Genomic DNA, 19,231 nt, shown 5'->3' with positions numbered 1-19,231 from the left:
TGCCGTGGGCGAACCGCCGGATCGCGCGCGCGACGATCCCCTAGCCTCGTGACGTGGACATTCGCATCGGTATCGTCAACAGCCCCCGCGAGCTGAACTTCGAGTCGTCGCAGACCGCGGCCGAGATCGAGAAGATCGTCGCCGACGCGCTCGCCTCCGATGCGAAGTTCATCAAGCTCGCCGACGACAAGGGCAAGCTCTACATCGTCCCGACCGCGAGCTTCGGCTACCTCGAGGTCGGCAGCGAGGAGTCGCGCCGCGTCGGCTTCGTCGCCTGACGCCGGGCACCGACGCCCGGCCCCCGGAGTCGCGCGCTAGTCTTCCCCGCGTGGAGCTGCTGTTCGTCCTGGTGATCGCCGCCGGCATCGGCGGTCTGGTGCGCTACGCGCTCCCCGGTCGCCACAGCTACGGCCTGTTCCTCCTGCCCGCCGTCGGCGTCGTCGTCGCGGCGGTCGTGTGGGAGGGCCTCACCTGGCTCGGCTGGAAGTACGACGGCGGCTGGATCTGGGTCGTCGCCCTCGGCGTCACCCTGCTGGCGTGCGTGGCCGTGTGGCTCGCCGTCTGGCAGGGCCGCACCCGCGGCGACCAGCGGCTGCTCCACGAGCTCAGCCGCGGCCGGGCCTGATCGCCGATCCCCCGACGCGCACGTCGGCAGGACGCGATCCGCGTCAGGCGGTGAGCCCGAGGGCGTCCATCCGCCGGGTGTGCGCGCCGATCAGCTCGGCGAACGCGGGCTCCACGCGCTCGACCTCGAGCTCCGCGTGCGCCGCGTCGATCGCGAGCGCCGAGCGCGCGATCAGCATCGTGTCGCCGATGAGCCGGCGCCCCCACATCGCGAGCCGCGACGCGATCCGCGGGCTCTGCTCGATGACGGTGCGCAGCTGCGCCTCGAGCACCCGCTCGCCGTGGTCGACGTCGAGCAGCACGCCCACCCGCTCGGCGAGGCCGTCGGGCAGCCCCGCAGCCAGCCCGGTGAAGAAGTCCGCGAGGAATCCCGTCGTCAGGTAGCAGGTCACGAGGGTCTCGGGCCAGTCCGCGCCCTGCACGCGCGCCAGGTACTCGTCGAGGCCGGCCCGGAACGGGTCCATCGCCGCGATCGGATCGGCGCCGAGCCCGCGGAGCTCCGTCACGAGTCCCTCGTGCGCCTCCAGCACCTGCGCGGCCGCCGCACCGAGCGCGGTTTTGGCGGCCGTCGTCGGCGCGGTCTGCACGGCGCGCCCGAGGTTCTCGAACAGCACGAGGGCGAGATAGGCGGCCTGGCCGAGGAACGGCTCGGGAGCCGGTGTGAGCTCCGCCAGTTCGACGCGCACGGCGGAGACCGCCTCCGATCGCGGCGTGAGCACGGGCGCCGCGGCGGGGCGACGGCGACGCCGGAACAGCCTCAGCACGGCGATCAGCCTACTGTCGCCGGTAGACTGGCCTCCTCTCATCTTCAGACAGGCATTCCTTGACTTTCAGCGACCTGAACATCGACCAGGACATGGTCGACGCGCTCGCGGCGAAGGGCATCATCGAGCCCTTCCCGATCCAGAGCCAGACCATCCCTCTCGGCCTCGCCGGCCAGGACATCATCGGCCAGGCCAAGACCGGCACCGGCAAGACGTTCGGCTTCGGCCTCCCGATCATCCAGCGCCTCGGACCGGACCCCGAGCCCGGCGTGAAGGTGCTCGTCGTCGTCCCCACCCGCGAGCTCTGCGTCCAGGTGGCCGAGGACCTCGAGCTCGCCACCTCGAACCGGCCCACCAAGGTCACCGCCATCTACGGCGGCAAGGCCTACGAGGGCCAGATCGAGGAGCTCAAGGCCGGCGCGCAGATCGTCGTCGGCACCCCGGGCCGCCTCCTCGACCTCGCGGGGCAGCGCCTGCTCTCCCTCAAGGACGTGCAGGAGATGGTGCTCGACGAGGCCGACAAGATGCTCGACCTCGGCTTCCTCCCCGACGTGGAGAAGCTGTTCGCGCAGACGCCGCCGACCCGGCACACGATGCTGTTCTCGGCGACGATGCCCGGCCCGGTCGTCGCGCTGGCCCGTCGGTTCATGAACCGGCCGATCCACATCCGCGCCACCGACCCCGACGAGGGCCAGGTGCAGGCCAACATCAAGCACCTCATCTATCGGGCGCACTCGCTCGACAAGGACGAGGTCGTCGCCCGCATCCTGCAGGCGGAGGGCCGCGGCAAGACCGTCATCTTCACGCGCACCAAGCGTGCGGCGGCCAAGCTCGTCGAGGAGCTCAACGACCGCGGCTTCAACGCCGGATCGGTGCACGGCGACATGAGCCAGGAGGCGCGCGAGCGCTCCATGGCCCGCTTCAAGGCCGGCAAGCTCGACGTGCTCATCGCCACCGACGTCGCGGCCCGCGGCATCGACGTCGACGACGTCACGCACGTCATCAACCACACGATCCCCGAGGACGAGAAGACCTACCTGCACCGCGCCGGTCGCACCGGCCGCGCCGGCAAGACCGGCATCGCGGTGACGTTCGTCGACTGGGACGACCTGCACAAGTGGGCGCTCATCAACCGCGCCCTCGAGTTCGGGCAGCCGGAACCCGTGGAGACCTACTCGTCGTCGCCGCACCTCTACAGCGACCTCGACATCCCCGCGGGCGCGAAGGGGCGGCTGAAGCCGACCCCCGCGGCGCCGCACGTCGACCGTCCTCCGCGCGAGCGGTCGTCGGCGGGCGACGGCTCACGCGCCGAGGGCGACGGGTCGCCCCGGGGCCGGCGGCGCCGAGGCGGCTCGGGCCGCTCCGGCGGGGGCTCGACCTCCGCCGGTGAGGCCCGCGAGTCGGCACCGGCCGGCGAGGCCGCCCGTGCCGAGGGCGGCGGGACGCACGACGGAGAGACGCCGACGCGGCGGCGGCGCACGCGGCGCCGACGCGGCGGCGCAGGCGGCGGCGCACCGACCCCGTCGGGGGGCGTGGCATGACGACCGCCGAGGCGGCGATGCCGCTCGGCCAGCCCGTCCACGGGGCGACGTTCCGCCAGGCGGTGACGCGCTTCTACGCCAAATACGCGACCTTCTCGGGGCGCGCCAGCCGGTCCGAGTTCTGGTGGGTCGCGCTGTTCTTCGCGCTGCTCTACGCGCTCGTGTGGGTGGTCGCCGGGCTGGCGCACCTCGCCGTGCACGACCCCGCGGGCGGACAGGTCGTGTTCGCCGTGTTCGCGGCGATCAGCGCCGTGATCGCGATCGGGTCGATCGTGCCCGCGATCGCGATCCAGGTCCGCCGGCTCCATGATGCGGACCTCAGCGGGTACTGGTGGTTCCTCCACCTCATCCCGTCGATCGGCTCCCTGATCGTGCTCATCCTCAACCTGCTGCCGTCCAAGCCCGAGGGCGCCCGCTTCGACGCGTGACCCGACCGCCGTCGGGACCGTTCGTATGCTGGGCGGGATGACGACGACACCGGGAACCGACCGTCTCGACCTGCCGCTCTACGGCGCGTCGTTCGGGCAGGCGATCGCGCGGTTCTACCGCAACTACGCGACGTTCTCGGGGCGCGCCAGCCGCAGCGAGTACTGGTGGACGGCACTGTTCTTCGCCGTCGTCGACGTTGGGCTGTACGTGGTGACGCTCACCCTGGGGTTCAGCCTCGGGCAGGGCGACACCGTGGCGAGCTCGGTCATCGTGAGCGTCTTCGGCGGCCTCCTGGCGATCGTCTTCCTCGGGTCGATCGTGCCGGGCCTGGCGATCACCTGGCGCCGACTGCACGACGCCGGCTACGGCGGCACCTATGCGCTGCTCGGGGTCATCCCGTGGGTGGGGGGCATCATCCTCATCGTGCTCTGCGCCTCGGCGTCCCAGCCGAGCGGCGTGCGGTTCGACCGCGGCTACGCCGAGTGGTACGCGGCGAATGTGCCCCCGGCCGTCCCGCCGCCCGTCGCGGAGCAGCGCCGCGACTGACGAGCGGGATCAGCCGGTGACGGGTGCGGAGCCGGTCGCGCGCTCGACGATGCGCGCGTAGGCCTCCGGATCGGTCGTGTTCTCGCCGAGCCGGTTGGGCTTGCCGGCACCGTGGTAGTCGCTGGATCCGGTGGTCAGGAGGCCGAAGCGCTCGGCGAGGGCGCGCAGCCGCTCCCGCGACGCCGGCGGGTTGTCGCGGTGGGCGATCTCGAGGCCCGCGAGCCCGGCGTCGACGAGCCCGCGCATCCGCGCGTCGCTCAGCACGCGCTCCGGCCCCCGCGCGCCCGGGTGGGCGATCACGGGCACTCCCCCGGCGGCGACGATGAGCCGCACGCCCTCGAGCGGCGGCGGCGCCTCGTGCGGACGGTAGTAGCCGCCCTGCCAGTGCAGGATCGAGCCGAAGGCGGCCGTGCGGTCCGGCACGTGACCGAGGGCGACGAGCGCGTCGGCGATGTGCGGACGGCCGACGGTGGCGTCGGGCGTCGTGTGCTCGAGGACGCGCTCCCAGCTGAGGTCCGGGTAGTCGACGGCGATCCGCTCGACCATCGACCGGGCCCGATGCAGGCGCTCCTCGCGGATCCGCTCCGTCTCGGCGACGAGCCCGGGATCGGCGGGATCGACGAGGTAGCCGAGCACGTGGACGCTCGCGTAGTCGAGCTGGGTGCTGAGCTCGAGGCCCGGCACGACCGTGATCCCGGTCCCCCGCGCCGCCGCGAACGCCTCCTCCCACCCCGAGGTCGCGTCGTGGTCGGTGATCGCCACGACGTCGAGGCCGGCGTCGACCGCGGCCCGCACCAGCTCCCCCGGCGCCTCGGTGCCGTCGCTCACGCTCGTGTGGGCGTGGAGGTCGATGCCGGGCACCTGGTCATCGTAGGGCGGGCGCGCCGACGCCCGCCGGTCGACGCGGACGGTTACGCTCCCCCTCGATGTTCGGACGGGTGGTGGGGGCGATCGCGGTGGTGGCGATCGCTGTCGCGCTGCTGCTCATCGCCTGGCCGCAACTGCTCGGACTGCAGCAGCAGCCGGTCATCGCACAGGTGGTCTCGCTCCGCGGGATCGCGGTGTGCGTCGCCGCTCTGCTGCTCGTGCTGCTGCTCATCGCCGCCGCGACCTCGCGCGGGGCGCGCCGGTTCGCCGGGGCGCTCGCGGTCGTGGTCGTCGCGTTCGGCGGCCTGCAGCTCGCGGTGCTCTCGACGCGCGGCGTCGACACCGCCCCGCTCCCGGCGAAGGCCCTCGGCGAGCTGACCGTCCTCAGCTGGAACACGCTCGGTGATGCGCCGGGCTCCGAGACCATCGCGCAGCTCGCCCAGGCGCAGCAGGCCGATGTCGTCGTGCTCGCCGAGACGAGCGTCGCGACGGCGCAGGAGGTGCGCGACCAGCTGGACGCGGCGGGGATGCCGATGCAGCTCCTCCACCTCAGCTACGACCAGGTCTCGAAGGCCCGCACCACCGATCTCCTCATCAGCACGAAGCTCGGTGCCTACCGTGACGCCTCGGGCGGGAGGACGACCGACACGATCCCGACGGTGTACGCCGTGCCGGCCGACGGCACGGGCCCGTCGTTCCTCGCCACCCACACCGTCGCCCCCGTCCCGGGCGAGATGAGCGCCTGGCGCCAGGGCCTGCGCTGGGTCGCGGATCACTGCGTCGGCAACGCGATCGCGGCGGGCGACTTCAACTCGACCCTCGACCACTGGGACGGCCTCGGCGCGAACGGCGGCCAGCTCGGCTCCTGCCGCGACGCCGCGAAGCTCACGGGATCCGCCGCCGTCGGCACCTGGCCGACCCGGCTGCCGACGCTGCTCGGCGCCCCGATCGACCACGTGCTGGCGACGGCGCAGTGGAAGGTCGTCGCATTCCGCGTCATCGACACCCAGGACGGCGCGGGCAGCGACCACCGGCCCGTCGTCGCCCGGCTCGCCCCGACCGGATAGCGCTCGTCCGCGCCGCGTCAGCGCAGGTACGCGTCGACGAACAGCGACCCGCGGATCTCGCGGAGCGCGTCGAGGATCCGCGGGTACAGCCGGCTCGACACGCCCGCCGCGACCACGTCGTGCGGCCCGATCGGGAGGAGCCGGCCCGTCCGCACCCGCACGACCTCCCACCCGACCGATCGCAGCAGCCGGTCCTTGCGCCGGTCGGCGTCCTCGCGCGGGCCCACGTGCTCGAGGCCGTGGCGGCCGGTCGTGTCGTACTCGATCGCGACCCGCAGCTCCGGCAGGAGGATGTCGGGCCACGCCTCGAGGTGGTCGAAGAACGCGCGACGGAGACGCACCGCCGTCGGGGTCGGATCGAACTCCAGGCGTGCGGAGAGGCCCTGGCGCAGCTCCGCCTCGGCCGCCGACGACGGGGCGGGCGCGCAGCGGCTGACGAACGGCTCGCCCGGCGGCAGCGCGGGCGTCAGCTCGCACCAGCGCGGCTTCACCGAGGGCCGTGCGGGCACCGGCGGCGGAGGCGGGGGTCGCCACCCCGCCGGGCGCGGCGCCCGCGGAACGGCCTCGGCCGCGCACTCCGGGCACCACGAGGAGCGGCGCCGCTGCCGGCCGGGGCGGGCGCGCTGCTCCGACGGTGTCGCGGCGAACAGGTGGCCGACGTCGCACTGCCACAGCACGAGCACCTCGGCGACCGGCGGGATCTGGCTGAGCGCGACCCCGGCGTTGAGCTCCGGGTGGTACTGCTGCTGCAGCACCGGGAACCGCGCCCACTCCTGCCGGTACCTCCCGACCGCGTAGGGCAGCGCCGACCCGGTGACGCGGCACCGCCGCCGCCACCACGCCTCCACCGACTCCGGCATGCCGCTGACGCTACGACCGACCCCCGACGGGGTCTGCGGTTCCCGGTCCTGACAGGGCCCCGGGACGTCTCCCGACGCGCTCCTACCGTCGAGGCATGGACATCACCTCACGCACCGTGGTCATGGTCGGCGGCACCTCCGGGATCGGTCTCGAGCTCGCCCGCAGATTCCGCGCCGCCGGCAGCACCGTCATCATCGGAGGCCGTCGCGCCGAGCTCCTGGAGGATCTCACCGCCGAGGGCTTCGGCACCGTGCCGGTCGACGTCGCGGACGACGCGTCCGTCGTCGCGGCGCGCGACGCCGTGCTCGCCGAGCATCCCGACGTCGACACCGTCGTGACCATGGCGGGCGTGCTCCTCACCGAGGACCTCCGCGACCCCGCCCACTTCGACATCGCCCGCACCACGGTCGAGGTGAACATCCTCGGCACGATCCGCGTCGTCGACGCCTTCACCCCGCACCTCATCGCGCGCGGCGCCGGCACGGTCGTCACCGTCAGCTCCGGCATCGGGTTCCTCCCCTTCCCGCTCATGCCGACCTACGGCGCCTCGAAGGCCGCCGTGCACGCCTACAGCGAGTCGCTCCGCGCCCAGCTCGAGGGCACCGGCGTCGAGGTGGCGGAGCTCGTGCCACCGGCGGTCGCCACCGTGCCGGAGGCGCGCGACGTCAACCCGCACGCCCTCGACCTCGGCGAATTCGCGACGGACGTGATGGACCTGCTCGCGCAGGAGCCGACGCCGCACGAGATCCTCGTCGACGGCGTGCTCATGCACCGCTGGGCCGAGCGGGACGGCACCTACGCGGACCTCGTGCGGCAGCGCTCCGGAGCGCTCGCGATGCTGCCGGGCCGGGCGAAGGGATAGCGTGCCCGCGTGAGCGATGCAGTCGAGTCCGGCGGCCGGCTGGGCGCCTACCTCCGCGCGCGCCGCGGCCTCGTCACCCCGGAGTCCGTCGGCCTGCCGGGCGGCGGCACCCGCCGGGTGCCGGGGCTGCGCCGTGAGGAGGTCGCGCTCCTCGCCGGCATCAGCGCCGACTACTACCTGCGGCTGGAGCGCGGGCGGGACACCCGGCCGTCGCCGCAGGTGCTCGACGCGCTCGCGCGGGTGCTGGGGCTCGACGACGTCGAACGCGACTACCTGCAGGGCCTGGCGAAGGGACCGGCCCGCCCCCGGCGCCGACCCCGTCGCACCGAGCACGTGCCGCCGCGCCTGCACGCCCTGCTCGCGACGATCGGGCTCCCCGCGTTCGTCGAGGGGCGGGCGTTCGACGTGCTGGCCGCGAACCGCTGGGCGACCGCCCTCTCGCCGCGGCTGCGACCGGGCGAGAACCGGCTCCGGTCGCTGCTGCTCGACCCCGAGGAGCGCGCCTTCCATCAGGACTGGGAGTCCGCCACCGCCGCGTTCGTGGCGGCTTTCCGCGGCACGGTCGGCGACGACATCGACGACCCGCGCACGGTCGAGCTCGTCGGCGAGCTGGCGGTGGCCAGCGGGCGCTTCCGCGAGCTGTGGGCGCGGCAGGACGTCCGGGTGCTGGAGGGCGGCGAGGCGCGGCTGAACCATCCCGTGGTCGGCGTGCTGCTGCTGCACCGCGACAAGCTCCCGGTCGACGGCGTCCTGCTCGTGGTCTACTACCCCGAGCCCGGGAGCCCGAGCGCCGAGCGGCTCGCGCTCCTCGGCTCCTCCACGGCCGACGGTGCCAGAATCGTGTGATGGCAGACACGACCTCCGACGCCACCTCGAACCGCTCGACGACCCCGGTCTCCGACACGTTCCGCGACTTCATCTCGGGCGGCTGGGCCGACCGGCCCGAGTCGGTGCCCGCCCCGCGCGAGGTCGCGCCCTTCGCCGCCGCCCGCCGCGCCCGGATCTCTGCGCTCCACCCCGGCGAGCGCCTCGTCGTGCCCGCCGGCCCGGCGAAGGTCCGCTCCAATGACACCGACTACGTCTACCGGGCGCACTCGGCGTTCTCGCACCTGACCGGGTGGGGCTCCGACGCGGTGCCGGGCAGCGTCCTCGTGCTGGAGCCGACCGCCGACGGCCACGACGCGACCCTCTACTTCCTCCCCACCGCCGGCCGCGACTCCGACGAGTTCTACGCCAACGCCGCGATCGGCGAGTTCTGGACGGGACCGCGCCCCTCCCTCGCCCACGTCGCCGCCGACCTCGGTGTCGCGACCCGCCCCCTCGGAGAGCTGGACGCCATACTCGACGCGGCCGACGCCGCCACCCGGATCGTGCGCGACGCCGACCGCGAGCTCACCGACCGCATCGACGGTCGCCGCCTGCTCGACGCCGATCCCGCGGCGGCCGACGCGGACGTCGACGCGGACCCCGACCTCCAGCTCGCCCGCGACCTCAGCGAGCTGCGCCTCGTCAAGGACGCCTACGAGATCGCCCAGATGCGCGCCGCCGTCGCGGCGACGAAGCGCGGCTTCGACGACATCGTCGCCGACCGGGACGCCGCCCGGACGCACGAGCGGGGCGAGCGCGTCGTGGAGGGCACCTTCAACCGCCGCGCCCGCATGGACGGCAACACCGTCGGCTACGAGACGATCGCCGCGAGCGGGCCGCACGCCTGCATCCTGCACTGGATCCGCAACGACGGCCCGGTCCGCGACGGCGACCTGATCCTCGTCGACGCGGGCGTCGAGCTCGACAGCCTGTACACGGCCGACATCACCCGCACGCTCCCCGTGAACGGCCGCTTCACCGAGGTGCAGCGCCGCGTCTACGAGGCGGTGCGGGAGGCGGCCGACGCGGCGTTCGCGATCGTGCGGCCCGGCATCCGGTTCCGCGAGATCCACGCGACGGCCATGCAGGTCATCGCCGCCCGCACCGCCGAGTGGGGCTTCCTGCCGGTGAGCGCCGAGGAGTCGCTGCAGGAGGGCGCGCAGTACCACCGCCGCTACATGGTCCACGGGACCTCGCACCACCTCGGCATCGACGTGCACGACTGCGCCGCGGCCCGCCGCGACCTCTACCTCGACGGCGTCCTGGAGCCCGGCATGGTCTTCACGATCGAGCCCGGCCTGTACTTCCAGCCGGACGACCTGACCGTGCCGGAGGAGTTCCGCGGCATCGGCGTGCGCATCGAGGACGACATCCTCGTCACCGAGGACGGCGCCGAGAACCTGTCGATCGCGATTCCGCGCACGGCCGACGACGTGGAGGCGTGGCTGGCCGGGAGCTGACCCCTGGTCGCCGTCCCGCTACTCCTGCACGGGTCGCGCGAGCGCGTCCTGCGCCGCTGCGAGCTGCCCGTCCGTCACGAGCACCTGATAGTTCGACGCCAGCATCTGCCGGGTCGAGTCGAAGTCGCGGCTGCGTCGCGCGACCGCGTAGGAGGCGAGCCGGAACAGGAGGCCCGCGGCCGCACCGATGAGCACCGCGGCGAGCAGCAGCGCGAAGTTGAATCCCGTGCGCGGCTCGAAGAGCGAGAACAGCAGCCCGACGAACAGGCCGAACCACGCGCCGGAGACGGCGCCCTCGAGGGCGGCGCGGTTCCACGAGAGCTTGCGGGTCACGCGCTCGACGGTCTTCAGGTCGTTGCCGACGATCGAGACGTTGGCGACCGCGAAGTCGGCCTTCGCGAGGCGGTCCACGACGGACTGCGCCTCCTGGTAGGTGTCGTAGGTGCCGAGGACGTCGCCGCGCGGCACCCGCTGCAGGTCGGCGGCACGGGCGAGGGGATCGGTCATGCGCGCATCATCCCATGCCCAGGTCGCGAAGGTCCCGTGCAAAGGTCCCGAGTAGGGTTTGAGCGTGAGCGCCACCAGGGTCTTCGTCGCCCGGTTGGCCGGCTGCAACGTCTTCGACCCCGCCGGCGACCGGGTGGGTCGCGTGCGCGACGTGCTCGTCGTCTACCGCCGCGGAAAGTCGCCCACGGTCGTGGGGCTCATCGTCGAGATCCCGGGCAAGCGGACCGTGTTCGTGAGCATCGGACGGGTCACCTCCATCGGCGCCGGTCAGGTCATCACGACCGGGCTGATCAACCTCCGCCGGTTCGTCCAGCGCGGGGGCGAGGTGCGCGTGATCGCCGAGCTGCTCGGCCGGCGCATGGTCATGCGCGACGGATCCGGCGAGGCCACGATCGAGGACGTCGCGATCGAGGAGAACGCCCCCGGCGAGTGGGAGATCACCGACCTGTTCCTCCGCCGCCCGAAGACAGGCGCGTTCGGCAAGGGGTCGACCGTGTTCGCGGGCTGGGACAAGGTCCGCGAGAAGACGGAGAAGGGCGAACCGCAGTCGGCGGAGCAGCTGATCGCCACCTACTCCGACCTCCTGCCCGCGGACCTGGCCTCCACCCTCCTCGAGCTGCCGGAGCAGCGCCGTGCGGAGGTCGCCGCCGAGCTCCCCGACGCGCGCCTCGCCGACGCGCTCGAGGAGATGGACGAGGACGCCCAGATCGAGATCATCGGCAAGCTCCCCGAGGAGCGCGCTGCCGACGTCCTCGACGCGATGCAGCCCGACGACGCGGCCGACCTCATCGCCCAGCTCCCGGAGAAGCAGGGCGAGGCCCTGCTGGACCTCATGGAGCCCGAGGAGGCCGAGGACGTGCGGTTCCTCCTGGCCTACGCGCCCGACACCGCGGGCGGCCTGATGACGACGGAGCCGATCATCGTCTCCGGCGACGCCACCGTCGCGGAGGGGCTCGCGCTCATCCGCCGCCACGAGCTCGCGCCGGCGCTGGGTGCCGCCGTCTGCGTCACCCTGCCGCCGTACGAGCCGCCGACCGGCCGGTTCCTCGGGATGGTGCACTTCCAGCGGATGCTCCGCTACCCGCCGAACGAGCGCCTCGGCACCCTCCTCGACACGAGCCTCGAGCCCGTCAGGGCCGACGCGAGCGCGGCCGAGGTGTCGCGCATCCTGGCCTCCTACAACCTGGTCTCCGTGCCCGTCGTGGACGAGAACCACCGCCTCGTCGGGGTGGTGACCATTGACGACGTCCTCGACTACCTCCTCCCCGACGACTGGCGAAGTACCGACAGTCACCGAGAACCCGTGAGCACCTCGACCGCAGCGATCCCGACCCGAAGGAGGACGTCGTATGGCACGCGCCGCTAGCGACTTCGACGCCCCGAAGGGGCTGCGCTCCCCGATCGTGCCGTTCCGCTCGAGCGGGACGGATCGTGTCGGCCGGTTCTCGGAGGCCTTCGCCCGGGCGATGGGCACCGGCGGGTTCCTCATCGGCCTGACGGTGATCGTCGCCGTGTGGCTCACCTGGAACGTCCTCGCGCCCCGCGCCTGGCAGTTCGACCCGGCGGCGACGAACTTCACGCTCATGACGCTGATCCTGTCGCTGCAGGCGTCGTACGCGGCGCCCCTGATCCTGCTGGCCCAGAACCGGCAGGACGACCGCGACCGCGTGCAGATCGAGCAGGACCGCCAGCGCGCCGAGCGCAACCTCGCCGACACCGAGTACCTCGCCCGCGAGGTCGTGGCGCTGCGGCTCGCGATGCAGGACATGGCGACGAAGGACTTCATCCGGGCCGAGCTGCGGGCGCTCCTCGAGGAGCTCGAGAAGGAGCCGGAGGCGCCGGCGACCAAGGCGCGGTCGTGACGGAGGCGCGCGATGCCTGACGCGCTGTGGGCGGCGCTCGGCCGGGTGCAGGATCCGGAGATCCGGCGCCCGATCACCGAGCTCGACATGGTGCGCTCGGCGGTCGTCGACGGCGACGTCGCGCGCATCGACCTGCGGCTGACGATCGTCGGCTGCCCGGCCGCCGACCGGATCGAGCGCGACGTGCGTGAGGCCGCCACGGCCGTTCCGGGTGTCGCGTCCGTCGACCTCGAGGTCGGCGTCATGACGCCCTCGGAGCGGGAGGCGCTCGTCGCGCGTCTGCGCGGCACCCGCGCGCAGCAGTTCGGCCCCGACTCGCTCACCCGCGTCTATGCGATCACGAGCGGCAAGGGCGGAGTCGGCAAGTCGACGCTGACCGCGAACCTGGCAGTCGCCCTGGCCGCGTCGGGGCTGCGGGTGGGACTCGTGGACGCCGACGTCTTCGGCTTCTCGATCCCCGGGATCCTCGGGGTCGAGGGCGCGAAGCCCACCCGGGTCGACGACATGATCCTCCCGCCCGTCGCCCACGGCGTGAAGGTCATCTCGATCGGGATGTTCGTCGAACCGGCGACCGCGGTGTCGTGGCGGGGCCCGCTCCTGCACCGCACGCTGCAGCAGTTCCTGACCGACGTGTGGTTCGGCGACCTCGACGTGCTGCTGCTCGACCTGCCGCCCGGCACCGGCGACATCGCCATCTCGCTCGGCCAGCTGCTGCCGCAGGCCGAGGTCGTCGTCGTGACGACCCCGCAGCCCGCGGCGGCAGACGTGGCGGAGCGCTCCGGCCTGGTCGCCCGGCAGACCGGCCAGACCGTGATCGGCGTGGTCGAGAACATGTCGGGCGGGGTCTTCGGATCGGGCGGGGGCGACGCGCTCGCGGCCCGCCTCGATGTGCCGATGCTCGCCACGATCCCGCTGAGCGGGCCGCTCCGCGAGGACGGCGACGCGGGCTCCCCCGCGGTGCTCGCCCACCCGCACGACTCGGCCTCCGCTGCGATCGTGACGCTCGCGGCGACGCTCGGGGCGCGCGCCCGCAGCCTCGCGGGTCGGCCCCTCCCCCTGCGGGTCGAGTAGCCGCAACGCGGCGTATCGAGACAGCGCCCGCGCCGAGAGTCTCGATCCGCGCCTGCGGGCGCTACTCGACCCGCGTCGCGGGCTCCACGAGCCGCCCCAGCAGCTCCACGAGGAGCCGCTCCGCCACCGGCGCCGGCACCGCCTCGATGAGCGCGAGCAGCGGCGCCTGCCGGTCGGGCAGCGCCCCGCTGCCGCCGCCGAGCCCCAATGCCGCGAGGATCCCGGCCGCCGTCTCCGAGTCGAGCGGTGCCGACCCGAGCGGAGGCAGCGCCGCGAGCACCTGAGCCGCATCGACCGACGGCACGCCCCGCACCGCATCCGCGCCGGCTGCGAGTACCGGGAGCAGCTCGGGCAGCCCGCGCTCGGTGACGGGCGTGATCGTGAGGTGGGTCGTCGGCGGCAGGCGCACGCCGCCCTCCTGCGCGAGCCCCGGCTGGAGCTGCAGCACCCACCCGGAGGCACGCACCGCGTCGGCCCAGTGGTGCGGATCCACCCGCCGGTCCGCCGGCACCGTCTCGTCCGCGGCGACGGCGAGGAGCGGTCCCGCCGGCTCCCCCACGATCCGCAGCCCCTCGATCCCCGCCACGGTCTCGCGGACCGCCGCGGTCGCCCGCCGGCAGTCGTCGGCGAGCGCCGCGAAGCCCTCGGCCCCGAGCGCCTGCACGATCGCCCATGCCGCGGCGAGCGGTCCCGCCGACTTCGACCCGAGCACGGTCGGATTCACCACCGGGTAGCCCGGCCAGCGCGTGGTCGCGAAGTACTGCGCCCGCTGCCGGTCGCGCCCGCGCTGCAGAAGCACCGAGACGCCCTTCGGGGCGTAGCCGTACTTGTGCAGGTCGGCGCTCACGCTCATCACCCCCGGCACGGCGAAGTCCCACGCGGGCAGCCCCGGCCAGAACGGCAGCACCAGGCCCCCGATGCAGGCGTCGACGTGCAGCGCGATGCCCCGGGCCGCGCACGCCGCGGCGACCGGCTCCACCGGATCGAGCGCGGCGACCGGGTAGGACGGCGCCGACACGACGACGAGGGCGACGTCGTCGTCGAGCCGATCCACGATCTCCTCGGGGTCGACCCGTCCGTCCGCATCGACGGGCACGAGGTCGAGTTCGAGGCCCAGGTAGTGGGCGGCCTTCTGGAACGCGGCGTGCGCCGTCGTCGGCGCGACGAGCCGCGGGGCGCCCGCGTCGGGGCGCGCGGCCCGCCACACGTCGCGCGCCGTCTTCACCGCGAGCAGGCAGCTCTCCGTGCCACCCGTCGTCACGGAGCCGACCACCTCGTCGTCGCCGTGCAGCAGGCCGCGCGCGAACCCGACGAGATCGCGTTCGAGCGCCGCGACCGAGGGGAACGTCGTCGGATCGAGCCCGTTGACCGGCTGCATGGCGCGGATCGCCGCGGCGGCGAGCTCGTCGAGCGCCGCGTCGCCGGGGTCATACACGTAGCTGAGCACGCGCCCGCCGTGAGTCGGGGCGTCGAGGGCGCGGAGCTCCGCGAGCCGCGCGAGGATCGCGTCGGGCTCCGCCCGGAACGGCCCCGCGCTCACGCGACCGGTCCGATCTCGAGCGCCGCGTCGTCGACATCGGCCGCCACGTCGCCCTCGACGTCCGCCCGCCGCAGCGGGTACCGCGCGAGCGCGAAGAGGCTGAGCGCCACGATCACCGCCGGCACGATGCTGAAGCTCAGCACGATCCCGAGCACCGCCGTCGGCGACTGGGTCGTCGCCTCTCCGGCGAGCGAGGCGCGGTAGCCGGTGAGGGCGAGCACGACCGTCAGCACGGTCGTGCCGAGCGCCATGCCGGCGGTCTCCCCTGCGGTCCAGACCCCGCCGAAGGTGCCGGCGCGGTTCTCGCCGTGCCGGCGGGCGTCGTGCGAGATGACGTCCGGCAGCATCGCGAGCGGCAGGGTCTGGAGGCCCGCGTAGGCGCCGCCCGCGGCGGCGACGGACGCGTACAGCCACGCCCCTGGCGCGACGGCGAGGCCGACCAGCGAGAGCGCCGCCAGCCCGAACACCACCGAGGCGACCGCGAACGCCCGCTCCTTGCCCAGGTGCCGTGCGATGACGCCCCAGAGCGGCGCGCAGACGAGCGCCGGGGCGATGAGCGCGACGAACAGGAGGTCGACCGCCGCCTCGTCGTGCAGGACCCAGCGCGCCACGTACTGGGAGCCGGCCAGCATCATCCCGGTGGCCAGCGCCTGGAGGAGGAAGGTGAGCAGCAGGGCCCGGAAGGGACGGCTCCGGCGGAGTGCCTGCCATCCGCGCCGGTAGGTCTCGCCGACGCCGGCCCGCGCGTCGTCGAAGGGCGCGCCGCGCGGCGCGGCCGTCATGGCGACGACGAGCCCCGCGAAGAGCACCACGGCCGCCACGACGCCCATGAGCCGGTACCCGAGGTGCGCGTCCCCGCCGCCGAGGGACCGCAGTGCGGGCCCGCCCGCGCCGAACAGCAGGATCGCGAAGGTCAGGACGACGACCCGCGCGGACAGCAGCCGGGTTCGCGCGTCGTACCCGGTCGCGAGCTCGGCGGGCAGCGCGATGTAGGGCACCTGGAAGAGGCTGAACGCCGTCGCCGCGAGCACGAACGCCGCGAAGACCCAGACCCCGGACGCGAGCGGCGGCAACCCGGCCGGCACCGCGAACGTGACGGCGAAGAAGACCGGCAGCAGGATCGCGCCGAGCAGCATGAACCGTCGGCGCGATCCGGTGCGGGCGAGGCTGCGGTCGCTCCGTGCGCCGATCACCGGATCGATGATCACGTCCCACACCTTCGCGAGCGTCACGAGCAGCCCGGCCGCGATCGCGGCGACGCCGAGGGTGTCGGTGAGGAAGTAGACGAGCACGAGACCCGGGAGGGTCGCGAACCCGCCCGTGCCGATCGAGCCGGCGGCATACCGCACGACGCTGCCCGCGCTGAGGCGGTCGGAGGCTACGGGGAGCCCGGGAGGTGGCTGCGCTGCCATGCCGCTCACCGTATCGAAAGCACCGGGCCGTATCGAAAGGAATAGGCTCCCGGCATGTCCGGAACGACGCTGCAACGGGCCGACACCGACGCCTTGACGTCGGGCCTCACCGCCACCTCGGGGCGCACCCGGGCCGTGATCGCCCCCTTCACCGGCGACGTGCTGCACGAGCTGCCGATCTCGACCGCGCAGGACGTGGCCGACGCGGCCGCGGCCGCCCGTGTCGCGCAGGCGTCGTGGTGGGCCGCCGGCTGGGCGCATCGGCGCGAGGTGCTGCTGCGGGCGCACGACCTCCTGCTCGAGCGCCGGGAGCTGCTCCTCGACGCGGTGCAGACCGAGACCGGCAAGACCCGCGGCCAGGCCTTCGAGGAGGTCTTCAACTCGGCGGCCGCGACCCGCTACAACGCGCTCGCCGCGCACCGCGTGCTCCGCGGGGGGCCGCGCCGCGGCGGGATCCCGCTCGTGCTCACCGCCGAGGTCCGCTACCGGCCCAAGGGCCTCGTCGGCGTCGTCACCCCGTGGAACTACCCGCTGAGCCTCGCGATCATGGACATCGCCCCGGCCCTCGCGGCCGGCAACGGCGTCGTGCAGAAGGCCGACGACCAGGGCGCTCTCTCCATCCTCGCGGCCCGCCGGTGCTTCACCGACGCGGGCGTGCCGGAGGCGCTGTGGGGCATCGTCGCGGGCGACGGCGAGGAGATCGGCAACGCGGTCGTGGACGCCGGCGACTACGTCAGCTTCACCGGGTCGACGGCCACCGGCACGAAGGTCGCCCAGCGCGCCGCGGGCCGGCTCGTCCCGTCCTCCATGGAGCTCGGCGGCAAGAACCCGATGATCGTCCTCGACGACGTCGACCCCGAGAAGGCCGCCGCCGACGCCGCCTACGGATGCTTCTCCGCCGCCGGGCAGCTCTGCGTGTCGATGGAGCGCATCTACGTCCTCCGCGGCGTCGCCGACCGCTTCATCCCGGCCTTCGCCGAGCGCGTCGCGTCGCTGCGGCTGGGAACGGATCTCGACTACACGACCGACGTCGGCTCCCTCGCGACGAAAGCGCAGCTCGACCGGGTGATGGCCCACATCGACGACGCGGTCGCGAAGGGCGCCACCGTGCTCGCGGGCGGGCACGCGCGCCCCGAGATCGGCCTCTACTTCGTCGAGCCGACGGTGCTCGCCGACGTCACGAGCGAGATGCAGTGCTTCGCGCACGAGACCTTCGGGCCCGTCGTCGCGGTGACGGTGGTCGACTCGGAGGCGGCCGCGATCGCCGCGGCCAACGACTCCGAGTTCGGGTTGAACGCGTCGGTGCTCTCGGGCTCGCGCAGCCGCGGGATGCGCGTCGCCGAGCGGCTGAAGGCCGGCAGCGTCAACATCAACGAGGGATACCGCGCGAGCTTCGGCAGCGTCGACGCGCCGATGGGCGGCGTCAAGCACTCGGGACTCGGGCGCCGGAACGGCGCCGAGGGGCTCCTCCGCTACGCCGACGCGACGACGATCGCGAGCGCCACGGGGCTGCTGCAGCTGCCGCGGACGGGGGCGGAGTTCCGCGCCCTCACGCCCGCGATGCTCCTGCTGCTCCGGACGCTCCGCGTGCTGCGACGCCGCTAGGTCGATTCGACGTCGTAGGGCGGGGGCACGGGGTTGCCCGCCTTGCGGCGGCGCTGCTCGTACGCCGACTCGACGTAGCGGCTGTGGGCGGCCGGGGCGGCCGGAGTCTCGGCCACCGTCTCGGCGGCCGCAGGGACGGACACGTAGTCGACCTCGTCGTCGACGAGCGCCTCACGGATGATGCGCCGCGGGTCGTACTGTCGCGGGTCGAGCTTGCGCCAGTCGACCTCGTCGAAGTCGTCGCCCATCTCCTCGCGCATGCGGTCCTTCGCGCCGTCGGCGAAGCCGCGGAGCTGCTTGACCAGCTGGGCGAGCTTGGCGGCGTACGAGGGCAGCCGGTCGGGACCGATCAGGAACACCGCGATCACGGCGATGATGATCAGCTTGTCGAACGTCAGCCCGAAGGACATGGGTCATAGGGTAACCCCGAGGAGGTCGCGGGTGGTCGACAAAGAGCTGAGCTGGCGGTACGCGGAGGACTTCGCGGTCGAACCGCCTGCGATCCAGGCCGCGCGCCGCCACGCACTGGAGGTCGGCATCGACCCGATCAGCCCGGGCGTCGGCGCGCAGATCGCCGTGCTCGCAGCGGCGAGCGCGACGCACTCGATCCTCGAGATCGGCACCGGGACGGGCGTCAGCGGGCTCTGGCTGCTCACCGGCGCGCCCGAGGCCACGCTCACCTCGCTCGACCGGGAGTTCGAGCACCAGCAGCTCGCGCGCACCGCGTTCGCGGAGGGCGCGGTGCCCGCCAACCGGATCCGTCTCATCACCGGTCGCGCGGCGGAGGTGCTGCCGCGCATGACGGACGGGGCCTACGACCTCGTCCTGGTCGACGGCGATCCCGCCGAGCTGCTCGACGACGTCGAGCACGCGCTGCGGATCGTCCGGCGCGGCGGGCTCGTGCTCGTCGCCCACGCGCTGTGGCGCGGACGCGTCGCCGATCCGGCACAACGTGACGAGACCGTCGCGGACTACCGAGCGCTGCTCGCCACGATCGCCGAATCCACGGCGGTGACGGCGACGCTCAGCACGTCCGGCGACGGTCTCCTGCAGATCGTCAAGACCGCGGAGTGATCACCCCGCGGTGAGCGGTGTCAGCTGCCGGTGCCGACTACACCGACCAGCGCGTCGCGGAGCTCCGCCGCCTCGGCGTCGTTGACCGACACCACGAGGCGTCCGCCTCCCTCGAGAGGCACCCGCACGATGATGAGCCGACCCTCCTTGACAGCCTCCATCGGTCCGTCACCGGTCCTCGGCTTCATGGCCGCCATGCGTGGTCCCCTTTCGCCTGGAATCACCCCATTATCCCGTACGTCGGGAACCGACGAGAAATCAGCGAACGCCCA

22 protein-coding genes are annotated in these 19,231 nt (G+C 73.6%); 14 read left to right on the top strand and 8 right to left on the bottom strand.

Annotation, left to right across the window (positions count from 1 at the left end; translation table 11 throughout):
* Positions 1–53 precede the first annotated feature (53 nt).
* Together ACTHM3_RS04555 and ACTHM3_RS04550 are read left to right on the top strand one after the other, a co-directional pair.
* Entirely contained in the window at positions 54–278 is a 225-nt protein-coding gene (locus tag ACTHM3_RS04555; RefSeq protein WP_440404907.1) for a DUF3107 domain-containing protein, read from the top strand.
* A 50-nt stretch (positions 279–328) separates the two neighbouring features.
* Positions 329–625, top strand: coding sequence for a hypothetical protein (locus ACTHM3_RS04550; protein ID WP_440404906.1), 297 nt, complete (start codon positions 329–331; stop codon positions 623–625).
* Between the two features lie 43 nt (positions 626–668).
* Here ACTHM3_RS04550 and ACTHM3_RS04545 read toward each other — a convergent pair whose 3' ends face one another.
* On the bottom strand, positions 669–1,388 hold the full coding sequence (locus ACTHM3_RS04545; RefSeq protein ID WP_440404905.1) for a ferritin-like fold-containing protein: 720 nt from the start codon (positions 1,386–1,388) through the stop codon (positions 669–671).
* A 59-nt stretch (positions 1,389–1,447) separates the two neighbouring features.
* Here ACTHM3_RS04545 and ACTHM3_RS04540 point away from each other — a divergent pair, with 59 nt between their 5' ends.
* From ACTHM3_RS04540 to ACTHM3_RS04530, 3 genes are read left to right on the top strand one after another with little or no spacing between them, the layout of a single operon-like run.
* Positions 1,448–2,929, top strand: coding sequence for a DEAD/DEAH box helicase (locus tag ACTHM3_RS04540; protein WP_440404904.1), 1,482 nt, complete (start codon positions 1,448–1,450; stop codon positions 2,927–2,929).
* The gene (locus tag ACTHM3_RS04535) at positions 2,926–3,357 is read left to right on the top strand and encodes a DUF805 domain-containing protein (protein WP_440404903.1); all 432 of its coding nucleotides are present in this window, start codon (positions 2,926–2,928) and stop codon (positions 3,355–3,357) included. The genes ACTHM3_RS04540 and ACTHM3_RS04535 overlap by 4 nt, the downstream gene beginning before the upstream one ends.
* 37 nt (positions 3,358–3,394) lie before the next feature.
* Positions 3,395–3,904: a DUF805 domain-containing protein gene (locus ACTHM3_RS04530; RefSeq protein WP_440404902.1), complete on the top strand. Its 510-nt coding sequence runs from the start codon at positions 3,395–3,397 to the stop codon at positions 3,902–3,904.
* Positions 3,905–3,913: 9 nt separating this feature from the next.
* Here ACTHM3_RS04530 and ACTHM3_RS04525 read toward each other — a convergent pair whose 3' ends face one another.
* Positions 3,914–4,765 (bottom strand): PHP domain-containing protein, encoded by an 852-nt coding sequence (locus tag ACTHM3_RS04525; RefSeq protein ID WP_440404901.1) that lies wholly within the window; start codon positions 4,763–4,765, stop codon positions 3,914–3,916.
* A 65-nt stretch (positions 4,766–4,830) separates the two neighbouring features.
* On the opposite strand from ACTHM3_RS04525, the gene ACTHM3_RS04520 reads away from it, so the two are divergent.
* The gene (locus ACTHM3_RS04520) at positions 4,831–5,838 is read left to right on the top strand and encodes an endonuclease/exonuclease/phosphatase family protein (protein ID WP_440404900.1); all 1,008 of its coding nucleotides are present in this window, start codon (positions 4,831–4,833) and stop codon (positions 5,836–5,838) included.
* Positions 5,839–5,855: 17 nt separating this feature from the next.
* On the opposite strand, the gene ACTHM3_RS04515 is transcribed toward ACTHM3_RS04520, so the two are convergent.
* Positions 5,856–6,698, bottom strand: a complete 843-nt coding sequence (locus tag ACTHM3_RS04515; RefSeq protein ID WP_440404899.1) for a zinc-ribbon domain-containing protein — start codon at positions 6,696–6,698, stop codon at positions 5,856–5,858.
* A 95-nt stretch (positions 6,699–6,793) separates the two neighbouring features.
* On the opposite strand from ACTHM3_RS04515, the gene ACTHM3_RS04510 reads away from it, so the two are divergent.
* The 3 genes from ACTHM3_RS04510 to ACTHM3_RS04500 are packed head-to-tail and all read left to right on the top strand — an operon-like array spanning position 6,794 to position 9,888.
* On the top strand, positions 6,794–7,561 hold the full coding sequence (locus ACTHM3_RS04510; protein ID WP_440404898.1) for an SDR family oxidoreductase: 768 nt from the start codon (positions 6,794–6,796) through the stop codon (positions 7,559–7,561).
* Positions 7,562–7,570: 9 nt separating this feature from the next.
* The gene (locus tag ACTHM3_RS04505) at positions 7,571–8,407 is read left to right on the top strand and encodes a helix-turn-helix transcriptional regulator (RefSeq protein ID WP_440404897.1); all 837 of its coding nucleotides are present in this window, start codon (positions 7,571–7,573) and stop codon (positions 8,405–8,407) included.
* Positions 8,407–9,888, top strand: coding sequence for an aminopeptidase P family protein (locus ACTHM3_RS04500; RefSeq protein WP_440404896.1), 1,482 nt, complete (start codon positions 8,407–8,409; stop codon positions 9,886–9,888). The genes ACTHM3_RS04505 and ACTHM3_RS04500 overlap by 1 nt, the downstream gene beginning before the upstream one ends.
* Positions 9,889–9,906: 18 nt before the next feature.
* On the opposite strand, the gene ACTHM3_RS04495 is transcribed toward ACTHM3_RS04500, so the two are convergent.
* The gene (locus ACTHM3_RS04495; protein WP_440404895.1) at positions 9,907–10,395 is read right to left on the bottom strand and encodes a general stress protein; all 489 of its coding nucleotides are present in this window, start codon (positions 10,393–10,395) and stop codon (positions 9,907–9,909) included.
* 64 nt (positions 10,396–10,459) lie between these two features.
* Between ACTHM3_RS04495 and ACTHM3_RS04490 the strand changes: the two genes are divergently transcribed.
* Genes ACTHM3_RS04490 through ACTHM3_RS04480 form a run of 3 tightly spaced genes read left to right on the top strand, consistent with a single transcriptional unit; the run spans position 10,460 to position 13,328 of the window.
* Positions 10,460–11,761 carry a magnesium transporter MgtE N-terminal domain-containing protein gene (locus tag ACTHM3_RS04490; RefSeq protein WP_440404894.1) on the top strand — a complete coding sequence of 434 codons (1,302 nt, stop codon included), beginning with the start codon at positions 10,460–10,462 and terminating at the stop codon, positions 11,759–11,761.
* Positions 11,745–12,257 carry a DUF1003 domain-containing protein gene (locus ACTHM3_RS04485; RefSeq protein WP_440404893.1) on the top strand — a complete coding sequence of 171 codons (513 nt, stop codon included), beginning with the start codon at positions 11,745–11,747 and terminating at the stop codon, positions 12,255–12,257. The genes ACTHM3_RS04490 and ACTHM3_RS04485 overlap by 17 nt, the downstream gene beginning before the upstream one ends.
* A gap of 12 nt (positions 12,258–12,269) precedes the next feature.
* On the top strand, positions 12,270–13,328 hold the full coding sequence (locus tag ACTHM3_RS04480; protein WP_440404892.1) for a P-loop NTPase: 1,059 nt from the start codon (positions 12,270–12,272) through the stop codon (positions 13,326–13,328).
* Positions 13,329–13,389: 61 nt separating this feature from the next.
* Here the strand turns inward: ACTHM3_RS04480 and ACTHM3_RS04475 are convergent, their stop codons facing one another.
* Positions 13,390–14,868 (bottom strand): pyridoxal phosphate-dependent decarboxylase family protein, encoded by a 1,479-nt coding sequence (locus ACTHM3_RS04475; RefSeq protein WP_440404891.1) that lies wholly within the window; start codon positions 14,866–14,868, stop codon positions 13,390–13,392.
* Positions 14,865–16,280, bottom strand: a complete 1,416-nt coding sequence (locus ACTHM3_RS04470; protein ID WP_440404890.1) for an MFS transporter — start codon at positions 16,278–16,280, stop codon at positions 14,865–14,867. Before ACTHM3_RS04470 ends, ACTHM3_RS04475 begins: the two co-directional genes overlap by 4 nt.
* A 54-nt stretch (positions 16,281–16,334) precedes the next feature.
* On the opposite strand from ACTHM3_RS04470, the gene ACTHM3_RS04465 reads away from it, so the two are divergent.
* Positions 16,335–17,885, top strand: a complete 1,551-nt coding sequence (locus ACTHM3_RS04465; RefSeq protein ID WP_440404889.1) for a succinic semialdehyde dehydrogenase — start codon at positions 16,335–16,337, stop codon at positions 17,883–17,885.
* On the opposite strand, the gene ACTHM3_RS04460 is transcribed toward ACTHM3_RS04465, so the two are convergent.
* Positions 17,882–18,295, bottom strand: coding sequence for a Sec-independent protein translocase TatB (locus ACTHM3_RS04460; RefSeq protein WP_440404888.1), 414 nt, complete (start codon positions 18,293–18,295; stop codon positions 17,882–17,884). The two genes, ACTHM3_RS04465 and ACTHM3_RS04460, sit on opposite strands and share 4 nt — an antisense overlap.
* A gap of 31 nt (positions 18,296–18,326) precedes the next feature.
* On the opposite strand from ACTHM3_RS04460, the gene ACTHM3_RS04455 reads away from it, so the two are divergent.
* Entirely contained in the window at positions 18,327–18,959 is a 633-nt protein-coding gene (locus tag ACTHM3_RS04455; protein WP_440404887.1) for an O-methyltransferase, read from the top strand.
* A 20-nt stretch (positions 18,960–18,979) separates the two neighbouring features.
* Here the strand turns inward: ACTHM3_RS04455 and ACTHM3_RS04450 are convergent, their stop codons facing one another.
* A complete protein-coding gene (locus tag ACTHM3_RS04450) occupies positions 18,980–19,156 on the bottom strand; it encodes a DUF3117 domain-containing protein (RefSeq protein WP_440404886.1) in 177 nt (58 codons plus the stop codon).
* Positions 19,157–19,231 lie beyond the last annotated feature (75 nt).

Origin of the sequence: Pseudolysinimonas sp. (assembly GCF_051954455.1) — a bacterium.
GTDB lineage: Bacteria > Actinomycetota > Actinomycetes > Actinomycetales > Microbacteriaceae > Pseudolysinimonas.
This window is presented reverse-complemented; position numbering and strand designations above follow the sequence as displayed.